Genomic DNA, 15,160 nt, shown 5'->3' with positions numbered 1-15,160 from the left:
ATTAACGTAGCCGGTCATGCCTTGTAACAGGAGTGGTCACACGATCTTACTGGTGTCAGCAGCTATTTCTTATGGAGTGGGTAGCTGTTGTTTACTGAGTCCGATAACATTGTTTACATCACCGATTGCTCCGTTTTCCTGGGGCGATAGATAAAGCTGAGATATAAAGTCGCCATTAGTGTAATACCTGCCATCACATAAAAGGTGAGCGGGAAATTAGACGACTGGTTGTTGTAAATAAAAGCAGAAAAATAGGCCCCCAGCCCGATACCCGCTTCCATGGCTATGTACATGCTCGCTAATGCACGTCCACGATGCTCAGGCCGGCCAAGATCAACCGTCCACGCCGTAACTGCCGGAGAGTTGAGTCCTACAGAGATGCCATATACCACTGCCGATGCCATCAATAAAGTACTGCTGTTCGTTAATCCCATCATCAGCATAGAACCAGCCATCAGGACAGAAGAGGCTTTCAATATGGGTACCCGCCCGTATTGGTCAGACACTTTGCCTGCCAGCAACCGGATGCCGATAGAACTGGCCGTGAAGAAAGTATAGAATACACCTTTATTGGGAATGCCCAGGAAAGCGCAGAAGTCGGGAATAATAGTCAGTATTACGCCATAACTGAAATAGGTAAGAAAACAAACAATGACCGGTGACCATACCAAAGGTTCAAAAATTTCATCACCAGAAATTTTCAGTAACGATAACCGGAATGGCTGCTTATTTGTCAGGGTTTCTTTCATGCCTATCAGAATCACCACTGACAACAACGCAAATACCGCCGACAGCTGGAACATAATGTTAATATTCCATCGTACCGCAACATAGCCGCCAATAGCAGGACCCATCGCCATACCAATAGTACTGAACAAACCAACCATACCCATGGCTTCTCCGCGCCGGTTTATCGGCACCATATCAGATACATAGGCCGATGTGCCCGTAGGCTTAAAACCAGTGGAAAATCCATGAAAAAAACGCAATAACAGGAAAGCCCCTACAGAACTAATCATCGGGTACAACAAGCTACAAACCACACAGATAAGTGATCCGAATATCATGACAGGTACCCGCCCCACAGTATCAGTCAGCTTACCACTGAATGGACGTGAAAGTCCCGCCATTAATGTAAACAAACCAATGATATATCCCTTGTAATCTGCACCACCCATCCTGGTAAGATAAGCCGGCAGCTCAGGTATCATCATGTTAAAGCTGGCAGAAAAAAGAGCATTGCTAAGGCAAAGTAGGATGAAATGCAGACTGTAAATTCTCCCTGTCGACTGATACATGTACGCAAAATTAGTAACTATGGTACAATTTTAGCAAAGTAATTGACGCCGAAACAGCATGAACAAAAACAAGGTGGTACCTGTTTATATTAACCAGTTGTTAAATCATGACAAGTGTCATAACTATCTGTTGTCGGATTTTGTAAATTTATAGTAACCAAAAAAACGCTATGATATGAAAATCAATATTGGGGTATCAGCAGAACACACAAAAGAAATAGCATTAGAGTTAAATAAAGTACTGGCAGACGAACTGCTGATTTATGCTAAAACAAGAAATTCCCACTGGAATATCGAAGGCAGCAACTTCATGGAAATGCACAAGTTCTTTGAAGAACAATATGAAGAGCTGGAAGAATACGGTGACGAAGTAGCAGAATACATTCGTTCCATTGGACATTATGCACAAGGACGCTATGCAGATGTATTAAAACTCACTCACCTGTTGGAATCTGAATATTCCAACAATCAGAAAACCCAACTGCAGGAGCTGCTGGATGATCATGAAACAATTATCCGCAACCTGCGCAGACTGATAGACGAGTTCGATGAAAAGTATAAAGACAAAGGCGCTGCGGATTTTGCTACGCAAATGTTGCAAAAGCACCTCAAGCTGGCCTGGATGATACGTTCCTACCTCAAATAGTTTTTCAGTGAAATTAAAAACGTGTTAGTTGCAGTAAAAACAGGCTGTAACTAACACGTTTTTAGTTTTCAGTAATTGGCTACATTTGTTATGCGTTAACCCTTCATCCCAAAAATGTAAAACAATGGATAATACTACAAGTGACCTCCGCCTGGCGGTCCTGATAGACGCAGACAATATACCGTATCATAATATCAAGGGTATGCTGGAAGAAGTGGCGAAGTATGGCAACCCTACATTTAAAAGAATTTATGGCGACTGGACCAAACCTACTGTAGTGGGCTGGAAGAGCGTGCTGCTCGACTATGCCATTACCCCCATTCAGCAATACAGTTATACCTCCGGAAAAAATGCTACCGATTCAGCCATGATCATTGATGCCATGGATATTTTATATACCGGTCGGGTAGACGGATTTTGCCTGGTATCGAGCGATAGCGATTTTACGCGGCTAGCCACCCGTCTCCGCGAAGCAGGGATGCGGGTATATGGTATGGGAGAAAAGAAAACGCCCAGCGCTTTCCGGGCAGCCTGCGATAAATTCATCTACCTGGAAATATTGCAGGTACGTAAAAAAGTAGATGCAGACAACGATACGGATGCAGATACAGACACAGACACCGGCGGCAAAACAAAATCTGCCAAAGGCAAACGGAATAGCATCAGCAAGGCGGATAAGCAATTAGTTACCCTGCTGTCTACCAGCGTAAATGATATCGCTGATGAAGACGGATGGGCCTATCTGGGTGAGTTAGGCAACCTGTTGCTGAAGAAACAACCCGACTTTGACGCCCGTAACTATGGCTTCAACAAGCTGCTACAGCTGTTGAAAAGCTTCCCTAACTTCGAAATTGATATCCGGGAAAGTGGTAAGAAAACCGGGAAACTCGTATATGTAAGAACTGTATAACCTATGGCATTCCGAAAAATCAAAATAATCCAGGGCGATATCACGAAAGTAAAAGCAGACGCCATTGTTAACGCGGCCAATTCATCTTTGTTAGGCGGTGGAGGTGTAGATGGCGCTATTCACAGAGCCGGCGGACCGGCTATTCTGGCCGATTGCAGGGCTATTGTGGCCCGGCAGGGTGGATGCAAAACGGGTGAAGCGGTGATCACTACCGCCGGCCATTTACCTGCCAAACATGTTATTCACACCGTAGGACCCGTATGGAATAATGGCATACACCAGGAAGAAAAACTACTGGCTAACTGCTACCAGCACTCCCTGGAACTGGCCTCCCGGCATCATCTGACATCTGTAGCGTTTCCCAATATCAGCACCGGGATTTATCATTTCCCTAAAGACCTGGCCGCCTTTATTGCCATGAATACAGTAGTGAAATACCTGGAAACTCATCCGGAAATGGAAGAAGTGATATTTGTGTGTTTTGATGCGGAAAACCTACGCTATACCGAACAATATTATAACCAGCATATACGCCCGGAGGAATAAATTTGCGCCGTTAATCATAAAATGCGAAGGCCGATCACGGGAGCTTCGCTATATTTGAACGCATATATCAAAACCACCAAACCATTAAAAAAACCAGTAATGAAATTACATCGACTGATGCCGGTGATGGCCGCTATGGCTTTTACCAGCACCTATGCCGGACCAGTACCGGGATCCTCCCTTGCCGTTATCCAGGGCAAAGCCGCCAATGAAAAAGTAAAGAAAGTTACCCTCTATGCTGTAGCAGAAGGCCGTAAAGAAGAAGTAGCCACCGCCATGGTCAATGAAAATCACAGCTTCGCCTTTGCATTATCTACACCTAAAGAGGGGTTCTATTATTTGTCCGCCACTGGTGTCAAAGGAAGAGATGCCCGCGTATACCTGAAATCCGGCGACCAGCTGCAGCTTACCTTAAACGGTGACGACTACACGGTACAGGCAGGATCTGCGGAAAACAAAGCCCTGCAGCAATGGGATCAGCAGCTAAAGCCTATTGTGCTCCCGGCGGTGAACACGGATACCACCACGTACATGTCGTATTTCCCCGTGCTGGAGGCCTTTACACCTAAAGTGGCCGGCTTGAAAAAAGCGGTAAATACGCCCAACAAAAAATTCAATGACCTCCTGAAATACACTATGGATGTTGACGTTGAGCATGCGGCAATGCTGTTTTTACTCACGCCACGGACCATGCATCCAACCCTGGCGCAACGCCCGGTGTACTATAAACAGGTGATACAAGACCACAAATACAGCGACGCCAGGTTACTGCAAAATGGCGACGGGGCGGCGATAACCACGCTTTACGCCACCTTTAATACCATCACGTTTATGCCAAAGGAAAGGCCTAATCCTGCAGATCGTTTGCGGGATGCGGCGGCCTTATTTGGCAATGATAGCGTGAAAGCCGTGGCTATTACCCAACTGCTGAACAGCTACACCACATTTGAAAAACTCACCGCAGCCATTGCGCCTGTTCAGCAATACCTGGTAACAGACCTGCAGAAGCAGCGTTACCTGGCTTATGAAAAGAGTCTTCGTCACTTTGCTGCCGGCGAACCAGCTATTAACTTCTCCGGTGAAGATGTAAATGGTAAACAGGTTTCCCTTAAAGACCTCAAAGGAAAGGTAGTGGTAGTAGATGTTTGGGCTACCTGGTGTGGCCCCTGCAAAGCGGAAATGCCCCACCTTAGTAAGCTGGAAGAAGAAATGGAAGGTAAAAACGTTGTATTCCTGGGCTGCTCCGTAGATGAAGCAAAAGATAAACAGAAATGGATTGAATTTGTGAAGAAACAGGAAATGAAGGGAACACAGATTTTCATGAGCGGCTGGAGTGACATCACTAAAAACTATGATATCAAAGGTATTCCCCGTTTCATGGTATTTGATCAACAGGGCAATATTGTAAATATTGACGCGCCTTGTCCGTCTGAGCCGGAACTGAAGGCGTTAATAGAGAAGGTATTGGCTAAAGGATAAGAAAGTTCCGATAGCAGAAATACAAAAGGCTTCCTGTTATGGGAAGCCTTTTGTTGTATAGTGCGATGTGAAAAAGCGGATGTTGTTAGATTTTTGCGTACTTCACCCAGGCGTAAATAAACATTGCAGCAAAAACAATAATGGCTACAGGCGCCAAAAAGTGACCAATACTATCGCCAACTTTATAAAAGTTAGTGGTGTGTACTACTGTTAAAAGATTCGTCAACATAGTATAATGATTTATTAATTCCGGATGCAAATTAAAACTTTCGGCCCAAATTCCCAATCAAAGGCGGCATTACCATGTGGTTAATTGCGCTATACACTCATCCAGCCTTGATTTGGCGAGAAAATTTTTTTCCAGTGCCCCTGCAAATGGAACAGGGGTATCCAGGCTGGCGCACCGCATTACGGGGGCATCCAGCAGGGAGAAGCAGTGCTCGGCAATCCAGGCCGCTATTTCAGCCCCAAAGCCGCCGGTGAGCGTGTCTTCATGGAGTACCAGCACTTTGCCGGTAGCAGCAACAATTTGGCGGATAGCAGCATAATCCAGCGGCACCAGGGTACGGAGGTCCAGGATACCGATAGAGATCTCGGGGTGCTGAATGGCATACTCCATGGCCCAGTGAACACCGCTGCCATAGGTGATAATGCTGATATCATCCCCGTGTTGTATGAGCGCGGCTTTTCCTATCTCAATGGTGTAATACTCTTCCGGTACGCTACCGCTCACACTCCGGTAAAGGGCCTTGTGCTCGAAGAACATGACCGGGTTGGGATCGGCAATGGCCGCAGTTAGCAGGCCTTTGGCATCTGCCGGGGTAGCAGGGTATACTACTTTCAGGCCCGGAACATGGGTAAACCAGGCTTCGTTACTTTGGGAGTGGAAAGGACCTGCTCCAACGCCGGCGCCGGTAGGCATGCGAATAACCACATCTGCCGGTTGTCCCCAGCGGTAATGTATTTTAGCAAGGTTGTTCACGATCTGGTTAAAGCCACACGTCACAAAATCGGCAAACTGCATCTCCATCACGCTTTTGAAGCCACCAATGGAAAGTCCAAGGGCGGTCCCTACAATAGCGCTTTCACATAAGGGCGTATTGCGTACCCTGTCTTTCCCAAAAATTTCCACTAAACCTTCCGTGATTTTAAACGCGCCACCATATTCGGCAATATCCTGTCCCAGGAGGATCAGCTCAGGATGCTTTTCCATGGCTTGTTTCAGACCATCAGAAATAGCGTTGATAAAGCGTTTTTCGGAAGATAGTGGGGTAGCGGGCACCACAGCAGGTGCGGGGGCGTACAGGTCGTTGACTTCTTTTGCAGTGCTGGCAATAATTGGCGTGTCTACCAATCCCCGGGCTACTGCTGCTTCAATATCATGTTTCAGTTCCTCGCGAATGGCAGCGATATTAGCAGGGGTAAGGAGATTAATTTCCTGTAGCCAGGTTTCGTATTGCAGAATAGGATCTTTCTTTCCCCATTCTTCAAAAAGGGCAGGAGGTACGTATTTAACGCCACTGGCTTCTTCATGGCCTCTCATGCGAAAGGTCATGGCTTCTATCAACACCGGCTTTTGCTGCTGAATGGCGTAAGCCCGCGCGGTACGCACGGTTTGGTATACTTCCAGTAGGTTGTTACCGTCTATTTGCACGCCTTCCATGCCATACCCGATGGCTTTATCCACCAGGCTGGCACAATGATATTGTTCAGTAACGGGGGTACTCAGCCCGTAACCATTATTTTCAATAAGAAAAATCACCGGAAGACCCCATACCGCGGCCACATTGAGGGCTTCATGGAATTCGCCTTCGCTGCTGCCTCCTTCGCCGGTAAAGGTGAGGGATACTTTCTTTTCTTTCTTCAGCTGATGTGCCAGGGCAATCCCATCGGCAATAGACAGCTGGGGGCCCAGGTGCGAAATCATGCCGCAGATGCGATGTGGCTGGCTTCCAAAATGAAAGGAGCGTTCCCGTCCTTTGCTGTAGCCATGTTCACTACCCTGCCATTGCAGGAGTAGCTTATCCAGGGGCATGTCACGAGTGGTAAATACGCCGAGGTTACGATGCAGGGGCATGATCCATTCGTCTGTATCGAGCGCCAGGGTGGCGCCTACGGCAATAGCTTCCTGGCCTATGCCGGAAAACCATTTACTGATTCTTCCCTGCCGCAACAGCAACAGCATTTTTTCCTCTATAAGCCGTGGATAAAGCAGGGCTTTGTAGAAAGATGTTAATTGTGCATCGTTCAGGTCCGACCGGTCAAAGTACATGGTGGGCTTTTTAACAGGCAGTGAGGTAAAGACTTAATCGTTGTTATTGCCTGCAATGTTGAGCATCACACTATTGATGATGGTCATGATAATACTGAACAACAATGCCCACCAGAAGCCATCTACTTTGAAGCCTGGTACCAGCTTTGCCGCCAGCAGAATAATCAATGCATTAATAACAAAAAGGAACAAACCCAGTGTAACAATAGTAACCGGGAAGGTAAGCACAATAAGTAATGGCTTTACCAGGGCATTTAACAAGGCTAATACCAACGCCAGGATCAGGGCGGTAATGAAGTCGTCTACTTTTACTGCTGGTTTCAGCAGATAAGCGGTTAACATGGCAGCTAAGGCACTAACTAGTATGCGGATCAGAAAACCCATAGCAGATTGTTTTACTAGTTAAGATAACGAAAAAAGAATTACCGGAATTACAAGGGTGCAGAAAAAGCAAGCAACTGCTGCTTTTCTGCACCCTGTAAAAGAGCATATAATTTACAGAAAGCTATCTGCTTCCCTATAAGCTTTAATCAGTGCGGCCTCTCCGTCTTTACCTTTTCCGGAAGTGCCATGTTCCATGCCCAGTACTCCTTTGTATCCTTTTTTATGAAGATGCCTGAAGATATTTTTATAGTTGATTTCGCCGGTGCCAGGCTCCTGGCGGCCCGGGTTGTCGCCGATTTGTATATAGGCAATTTCGTCCCAGCACATATCCAGTACAGGAATCAGGTTACCCACATTGCGTTGCATGTGGTAGATATCGTATAAAATTTTGCAGGAAGGACTCTTTACTGCTTTACATATTTCAAAGCTTTGTTCTGCAGTACGGAGAAATAGTTCGGGCGTATCGCTCAGTGGCTCCAGCACCATCACCAAGCCATGTGGTTCAAATATCTCTGCACCTGCGCGCAGTGCGTCTACTACATTCGCCGTTTGAATGCCCATTGGAAGGTTACGGTCAAAGAATCCCGGCACAACGGTTGCCCATTTGGCATTGCAGCGTTTAGCGGTTTCTACACTGTCTTTACAGGTTTTGATAAACGCATCTTTAAATTCTTGTTTACCAGTAGTCAGTGAAGTTTTCCAGTTGTTGCCGGTATCTACTACAAACACGCCCATTTGCATCCCCAGCTTATTCAGCAGGTCGCCTATTTTGGATTGTTCTGCTGCCGGGCGTCCTAACATACCATTATCTTCGATAGAGCGGAAGCCCTGATCATATGCGTATTTTATCTGGTCGAGGAAGTTTTCGCCGGCGTTGTTTTTAAACATGCCATCATGCGGTCCGTAGTTCAGGTTAAAGGGCTTTCCTTTTGCCTCGTTGTTGCTGCTGCCTGCAGCGGCTTGTGCGGTATTACCAATGCTACCCAGGGTCAGTGCTGAAATGCCGGCCAGTGTGCCGTTTTGCAGGAATTTTCTTCTTTCCATAACGTTAGAATTGATTATAGGTAATGACAAGAGCTAAATTTAATAGGTTTTGCAAGGAAATGCTAATATTCATGAAAAATTTTCAATTCATCAGCCTTTATTCGCATTCATCAAAAAATATTGCTTTCCAAATTGCTTTTTTTTAAATTCACCCACTTTATATTTTTCAATCACGTTAGATGACTAAACCGTATGTGGCCTTACTGCTGAGTGGCCTACTCAGTCAGGTAGTAGTAGCGCAAACAAGCCAGGCGTTCGAAACTTATAGCCAGCAAATTCCCGGCACAGATGTCCGTTTCAAGATGGTGGCCATTAAGGGCGGAAATTTTAAACTGGGTAGCCCCGACAGTGAAAAGGGTAGAAAAAACGATGAAGGGCCTGCTAAAGAAGTACAGGTGTCTGACTTTTGGATAGGCGCTACAGAAGTGACTTTCGACGAATACGACGTTTATTCCGACGCGGAAAAAGATAAAACACCGGTGCCGGATGGGATGACCCGTCCCAGCCCACCATACATTGATCTTACCTTGGGAATGGGTAAAGCTGGTGGCTTTCCTGCCAACAGTATGAGCCAGTATGGCGCCCTGATGTATTGCAAATGGCTGTACATCAAAACCGGCGTATTCTATCGCCTGCCTACTGCGGCGGAATGGGAATATGCTTGTAGAGCCGGATCAGCTACCGCCTATCCTTTCGGCGGAGATGCAGGTCAATTAAAAGAGTACGCCTGGTACAAAGACAACAGCGAACAGAAATATCATAAAGTGGCTCAGCTGAAACCCAATGCCTGGGGATTGTACGATATGCTTGGCAATGTGGAAGAATGGACCATGGACCAATACGAAGAGAATGGAGTAGCCAGTGCCCAGCCACAAAACCCGTGGACGGTTCCCACCGCTAAAACGCCGCGACTTCTGAAAGGTGGTAGCTTCCAGGATGAAGCACCGCTATTGCGTAGCGCAGCCCGTTTGAAATCAGATCCCGTTTGGAACCGCCGCGATCCACAGATTCCTAAAAGCGCCTGGTGGAACGCCGACGCTCCTTTTGTTGGATTTAGGATAGTGCGTCCCGCCAAACAACCAACAGCCGCAGAAGCAGAACAGTTTTTTGAAGACATGATCGCGAAATATAAAGGTGCACGCTAGAAAAACTCAACATCCTAAAATCTAAAAAATCATTTATGGACAACGAAAAGAAATTCCACGGTGAGGGCCGCCGCGACTTCGTAAAGCAAACCTCTTTGCTTGCGGGAGGATTGCTGGCGATGCCTATTTTGTCTAAAGCAAACTTTTTCTCCGGATCTACTGATGTCATTAAAATTGCACTGATTGGTTGTGGTGGTCGCGGTACCGGCGCCGCTACACAGGCCCTGAGTACTAAAGAAAATGTGCAACTGGTAGCTATGGCAGATGCATTCCCCGACAGACTGGCCGATAGCTACGCTAACATTAAAGAAGCATTGGGCGATAAAGCCAGCCGCGTAAACGTTCCGGAAAGCAATAAATTCATTGGTTTCGATGCATACAAACAAGCCATTGCACTGGCAGATGTAGTAATACTGGCTACCCCTCCGGGTTTCAGACCGTTTCACTTTGAAGAAGCCATTCGTCAGGGTAAGCACGTGTTTATGGAAAAGCCGGTAGCAACAGATCCAGCTGGTATTAAAAAAGTGCTGGAAGCTGCAGCAGTGGCTAAAACTAAAAAGCTGAACGTGGTAGTAGGCTTACAACGCCGCTATCAAAACTCTTACCGCGAACTGTACAAACGCTATAAAGATGGTATCATCGGCGATATGCTGTCTGCACAGGTGTGGTGGAACCAGGGCGCGTTGTGGGTAAAACCCCGTAAACCAGAGTATACCGAAATGGAATACCAAATGCGCAACTGGTACTACTTCAACTGGCTGTGCGGTGATCATATCGTAGAGCAACATATCCACAATATTGATGTGGGTAACTGGTTTATGGGTGAAACACCAGTGACAGCAGGTGGTATGGGCGGTCGCGCGGTACGTACCGGTAAAGAATACGGTGAAATTTATGACCACCACTATGTTGAATATCGTTATGCAAATGGTGTGGTAATGAACAGCCAGTGCCGTCACTGGAAAGATGCGCCCAGCAAAGTAGATGAGGAAATAGTGGGAACTAAAGGCCGTATCTTCTGTGATAAAGCGCAAATTGTGGATCACAAAGGAAAAGTGTTGTACCAGTTTGATAAGAAAAAAGAAAACAACCCTTATCAAACAGAGCATGATGAACTGTTTGCCGCCATCGCGAAAGGAGAATACAAATTTGCCGATGCAGAAAGAGGTGCCCAGGCTACGCTGAGCGCTATCATAGGCCGACTGGCTACCTATTCCGGTCAGAACATCGATTGGAATGTGGCGTTGAACTCCGGTCTGGATCTGCATCCTAAAACATATTCATTTGATGCGCAGCCGCCAGTAATGCCGGACGCATCTGGCAATTATGCTTATGCGAAACCAGGTATCACCAAATATTTTACCTGAGAAAAAGTAAACCATTAACATTGCGGATCAGGGATTTGCGGAAAGATTTGTCATCAGATCTTTTCACAAATCCCTGATTTCGTAAGGTACAATTCGTAATTTCCTGCTATGAAAAGAATGCTCCTGTTGATAACATCCCTGTTTTTATGGACCACCATCACGGCACAGGTGGCGGCTATAAAGAAATGGGCGGAATCGGAATTGTTACATCGCACACCCATGGAGCAGGCCCATGTTGGGATTTGTATCTATGAACCAGCCACCGGAAAATATTGGTACCAATACCAGGACCATAAATTTTTTACGCCAGCATCTAACATGAAAATATTTTCCCTGTACGCAGGGATGAAGCTGTTGGGCGACTCCTTGCCTGCTGCCCGCTATTATGAAAATGATACCGCCCTGTTTGTAAAAGGAATGGGCGACCCTTCCTTCCTTCATCCGGAATTTAGCTACCAGCCATTGTTGCAGCTCTTACAACAAACCAATAAAAAGATTTACCTGGTACCAGGTGTTAATGCAAACCAGCGTTATGGTTCAGGATGGGCCTGGAATGATTATGCAGATGATTACCAACCAGAGCTTAACGAATGGCCGATGTATGGTGACGTGGTGCGCATCCGCCACCATGGCGACAGTAACACCATTGTGCCGGCTACTTATGACCTGGAAATCACAGCAGATGATACCCTCTCCGAAGCTATTACCACCAGGGACGAACGCAATAATTTCTTCTTCCTGAAATATAATCCCCGCAGCAAGGAAACGATCGATGCAGAAGTGCCCTTCATTACCGGGTCTGTAAATGATTTACGCCAACGGCTGGAAGACACTTTGCATAAGCGTGTAGGGTTGGCCGTTATACCACCTAACGCGAAATTCAATATCCTCCGCAGCATACCCGTTGATTCACTCTTTATCCCGATGATGCACCGCAGCGATAACTTTTATGCGGAACAAACCCTCATGATGGCATCGTCTCTGCTATGGGATACCATCAGCACCGAACGGATGATCGACTACCTGTTGACGCACGACCTGAAAGGATTGCCAGATTCTCCGCAATGGAAGGATGGTTCCGGGCTTTCCAGGTACAACCTGTTTACCCCGGCGGATTTTGTGGGGGTGCTGCAATTGATGCAACAACAGTTCCCCAGGGAACGGCTATGGGAGATCTTGCCTACTGGCGGAAAAGGCACATTGAAAAACTACTATCAGCCACAATTTGTACATGCTAAAACCGGCACTATCAACGGGGTGGTTACGTTGAGTGGCTACCTGGTAACGAAGAAAAATAAGCAGCTGGTGTTTAGTGTGCTGGTGAATAATCATCACGAATCGGCCACGAGTGTGAGGAGGGCGGTAGAGCGGTTACTCACTATGGTGTGGAAGGAAAACTAAGGCAGCAATGTATAGCCAAGAATAGTGGTGGTATCGCTTAACTGGTCAGCTTCTATCAGACCAACACCACGCCCGTAATAACTGGTGGAGATAGTGCCTACGGAAACAGGGTTGTTAAGTATAATAGCATAGGCGTCCATTCTTACAGCGATCACCTCTGCATAGTCCTTACCATTTACGGTTTTAGTAATACCTTTTTGGGTAATGGTATATTCCAGGATGCCGGAGCTGGTGGCGCCGCCATTGCTTACGGTGATGGTATCTTTCCAGGTGGTGCCGGCGGGTGCATTGTCTTTCAGGTAAGTGAGCCGCAGGTCATCTGCACTATATCCCTGAAAAGTAAGGATACTGGCTACCTGGGTATAAATCCCGTCTTTACAGTTGGAGCAGGTAAAAACGCTGTCGTTGCCCACAATTTTATACACGTTGCCATTAATCGTTGTATCACCAGAAACGGTGAACGTATACCGGATGGTGTCTTTAGCACTATTTACATTCATGTAAGAAAAAGAGGAACCTTTTGTATAGGGTGCGTAGTCACAATTGCTCACTGGTGGGGTGTTATTATCTTCCCGGCTCATTTCCTTACTACAGGAAACCAGCAGGGATGCGATGGCAAGGATAGCGATGAGAAAGTAATGGTTTTTCATAACACTAGATGCTTTGATATCTCTATAACGCTGATGGGTATAAATTTATGCAAAAAAAGCCATTAGCAGGTGAAGCTAATGGCTTTTAATTAGCTGAGCAGGATTATTCGGCTGAAGTTAAATCACAGGCCAACAGATCCTTAATATAATCTTTAGGTATTACCGCCATGTCGCTGGGTACTGATTTATTGGTATCCGTGTCTATTGCTTTGAAATAAGCAGTAGTCGCGTTGGTAGTACACCGGATAATGCCAATAGCGTATTTACCGTCGGTGAGAGGGCTGCGATATGCTACGCCATCCACGGTAATAAATACAGCGCCATTTTTTACCGGCGCCTTGCTGCAGTTGGTTACCAGGCCGCTGAAGTGCATATAGCGTTCCGTCAACGGATTTAATCTCAGCACACCCAGGTTGGTGCTATCCTGGAAGGGACCTACAATACGGGACTCAATAATGGTGTTACAGCCGTTGGATACCATCAGGGTAAGCGCTTCATTTCTCGAAATATGACCCGCAAATACGCCATTTTCATTGGTGTATCCGTAAGAGTAGTGGCCGATACCACCTTTGAAACCAAGGGATACGTTAGACAATGGCGTGCCATTGGCATCCTGCAGGGTTAAGCGGAAGTTCACGGTGTTAAAAGAAATGGCCGGTGTCCAGGTAGTAAAATACTTTAAGGTGCCGGTATAGCTATCGCCTGCTTTGGTGGCACTGCCATCTTCTCGCCATACGCGGGAGCTGTCTTCGAAATGCCAGAGGGGTACTGCATCAGGCGCCAGGTTTCTGAGGGTGGCAGGAATAGCCATTTTAAAGGCAACGGATTTGCTGGTATCCAGGTGCAGTTTTTCTCCACTTTCACTTTGGAGCTCCAGCGCCATCATCCCGAACGACTGGATAGCCGTTAATGCATTGTTTTTGTTGATAGCACGCAAATCGCCAGGCATGATGTCTGCAAAGTCAGGACGCTCGGGGTTAACAGGGGCGTAGCACAACGCTACCTTGCCGGAATATGGCTTATTATCGGCGCCCAGCACTTGTTGGGCTACAAAAGTAAACTGCGTATTGGAAACGGTGACAGTGCCACCGGTGGCCGCTTCAAAAACGCCCACTGATTTTTTAGGTAATAATTGCATCCGTACAAACTGTAATTTATCCGGGGTAGCTATACGAAAGGTGCGAACACCCGTGAAATAACCTGTTTTTTGTGCAGAAACAACAGCAGCTACTTCATTTACATTCACTTTGGCAAACAGGAAACTACCGTTGGCGTCGGTAGTAGCGGTGAGTTCTCCGCATTTTACGGTAGCACCGGTTACCGGCTTATTGGTTTCATCTAATATAATACCCTGGATGGCGCTACTTACTTTCTTATCCGGGATAGGTGACTGTATAGGATTGTTGGCATTCGGATCCGGGAAATTAAAATTGGAGCTCTTGTTACAGGCCATGAATATGCTTACAGGAAGAATAAACAAGCATAACTTTTTCTTAAACATAAAAGTCTGAATATTTGAAAAGTTGATAAATAGGAATCTTTTCCCGCCCCCGGTTTTTTGTTTTAGTGCTACAGCCTTTACTACAGCAATTGTTCACCGATAAATGGCAATAAAAAGTATTGTCTACGGAAGAAGGAGGTATTTATCAGAGACGGGTAACGATAAAGCCTTCTTATTCATACGTATACCCTAAACGGACGGCGGGCAAAAAAGTTACTTTCTTATCATCAGATCATAAAAATGGCTGGGCTTGTTCTCACAGACTTGAAAATTTCGAACAATTGTAAAAAGTACATTTATTTTTAGAAAATAATTAACGCTTTTAGAGATAACTTACAGACAGATGATTACCCATTTATCGGAATAATAATCCACGTTGTACGCAAAAATATTTTTCACTTGTGACGCGAGTAGCCTTGTAGCAGTAGTAAAACCCGTATTAAACCAAAATTTGAACATCACATAACAAACATCACTGGTAGCGCGCGATTGCCCTTAGGGGCAGGAAGAACCATCG

The 15,160-nt window shown here is 46.2% G+C and carries 14 protein-coding genes; 7 read left to right on the top strand and 7 right to left on the bottom strand.

What is annotated here, in order from left to right; translation table 11 throughout:
• Positions 1 to 113: 113 nt before the first annotated feature.
• A complete protein-coding gene (locus AC5ZC7_RS29230; protein ID WP_511911289.1) occupies positions 114 to 1,214 on the bottom strand; it encodes an MFS transporter in 1,101 nt (366 codons plus the stop codon).
• 259 nt (positions 1,215 to 1,473) lie between these two features.
• Here AC5ZC7_RS29230 and AC5ZC7_RS29225 point away from each other — a divergent pair, with 259 nt between their 5' ends.
• The 4 genes from AC5ZC7_RS29225 to AC5ZC7_RS29210 all read left to right on the top strand — a co-directional run bounded on the left by AC5ZC7_RS29225 (position 1,474) and on the right by AC5ZC7_RS29210 (position 4,879).
• Positions 1,474 to 1,944 (top strand): ferritin-like domain-containing protein, encoded by a 471-nt coding sequence (locus AC5ZC7_RS29225; RefSeq protein WP_496160946.1) that lies wholly within the window; start codon positions 1,474 to 1,476, stop codon positions 1,942 to 1,944.
• 124 nt (positions 1,945 to 2,068) lie between these two features.
• Positions 2,069 to 2,854 (top strand): NYN domain-containing protein, encoded by a 786-nt coding sequence (locus tag AC5ZC7_RS29220; RefSeq protein WP_496160945.1) that lies wholly within the window; start codon positions 2,069 to 2,071, stop codon positions 2,852 to 2,854.
• 3 nt (positions 2,855 to 2,857) lie between these two features.
• A complete protein-coding gene (locus AC5ZC7_RS29215) occupies positions 2,858 to 3,400 on the top strand; it encodes an O-acetyl-ADP-ribose deacetylase (protein WP_496160944.1) in 543 nt (180 codons plus the stop codon).
• 99 nt (positions 3,401 to 3,499) lie between these two features.
• Positions 3,500 to 4,879, top strand: a complete 1,380-nt coding sequence (locus AC5ZC7_RS29210) for a redoxin family protein (protein ID WP_496160943.1) — start codon at positions 3,500 to 3,502, stop codon at positions 4,877 to 4,879.
• Between the two features lie 85 nt (positions 4,880 to 4,964).
• Here AC5ZC7_RS29210 and AC5ZC7_RS29205 read toward each other — a convergent pair whose 3' ends face one another.
• The 4 genes from AC5ZC7_RS29205 to AC5ZC7_RS29190 all read right to left on the bottom strand — a co-directional run bounded on the left by AC5ZC7_RS29205 (position 4,965) and on the right by AC5ZC7_RS29190 (position 8,579).
• Complete coding sequence (locus AC5ZC7_RS29205) at positions 4,965 to 5,108, bottom strand: hypothetical protein (RefSeq protein ID WP_211970874.1); 144 nt, start codon at positions 5,106 to 5,108, stop codon at positions 4,965 to 4,967.
• Positions 5,109 to 5,177: 69 nt separating this feature from the next.
• Positions 5,178 to 7,151, bottom strand: coding sequence for a thiamine pyrophosphate-dependent enzyme (locus AC5ZC7_RS29200; RefSeq protein ID WP_496160942.1), 1,974 nt, complete (start codon positions 7,149 to 7,151; stop codon positions 5,178 to 5,180).
• 33 nt (positions 7,152 to 7,184) lie between these two features.
• Complete coding sequence (locus tag AC5ZC7_RS29195; RefSeq protein ID WP_496160941.1) at positions 7,185 to 7,535, bottom strand: phage holin family protein; 351 nt, start codon at positions 7,533 to 7,535, stop codon at positions 7,185 to 7,187.
• Between the two features lie 111 nt (positions 7,536 to 7,646).
• A complete protein-coding gene (locus tag AC5ZC7_RS29190) occupies positions 7,647 to 8,579 on the bottom strand; it encodes a TIM barrel protein (RefSeq protein WP_496160940.1) in 933 nt (310 codons plus the stop codon).
• Between the two features lie 179 nt (positions 8,580 to 8,758).
• On the opposite strand from AC5ZC7_RS29190, the gene AC5ZC7_RS29185 reads away from it, so the two are divergent.
• The 3 genes from AC5ZC7_RS29185 to AC5ZC7_RS29175 all read left to right on the top strand — a co-directional run bounded on the left by AC5ZC7_RS29185 (position 8,759) and on the right by AC5ZC7_RS29175 (position 12,492).
• Entirely contained in the window at positions 8,759 to 9,724 is a 966-nt protein-coding gene (locus tag AC5ZC7_RS29185; protein ID WP_496160939.1) for an SUMF1/EgtB/PvdO family nonheme iron enzyme, read from the top strand.
• A 35-nt stretch (positions 9,725 to 9,759) separates the two neighbouring features.
• A complete protein-coding gene (locus tag AC5ZC7_RS29180; protein ID WP_496160938.1) occupies positions 9,760 to 11,091 on the top strand; it encodes a Gfo/Idh/MocA family oxidoreductase in 1,332 nt (443 codons plus the stop codon).
• 108 nt (positions 11,092 to 11,199) lie between these two features.
• Positions 11,200 to 12,492 (top strand): D-alanyl-D-alanine carboxypeptidase, encoded by a 1,293-nt coding sequence (locus AC5ZC7_RS29175; RefSeq protein WP_496160937.1) that lies wholly within the window; start codon positions 11,200 to 11,202, stop codon positions 12,490 to 12,492.
• Here AC5ZC7_RS29175 and AC5ZC7_RS29170 read toward each other — a convergent pair.
• Entirely contained in the window at positions 12,489 to 13,142 is a 654-nt protein-coding gene (locus tag AC5ZC7_RS29170) for a hypothetical protein (RefSeq protein ID WP_496160936.1), read from the bottom strand. The genes AC5ZC7_RS29175 and AC5ZC7_RS29170 overlap by 4 nt on opposite strands.
• A gap of 103 nt (positions 13,143 to 13,245) precedes the next feature.
• A complete protein-coding gene (locus AC5ZC7_RS29165; protein WP_496160935.1) occupies positions 13,246 to 14,643 on the bottom strand; it encodes a carboxypeptidase-like regulatory domain-containing protein in 1,398 nt (465 codons plus the stop codon).
• Between the last annotated feature and the right edge of the window lie 517 nt (positions 14,644 to 15,160).

The sequence above is a fragment of the Chitinophaga sp. 9-1-y genome, from assembly GCF_059511905.2.
The sequence above is the reverse complement of the archived record's forward strand: the minus strand, read 5'-3'. Positions and strand labels throughout refer to the sequence as shown.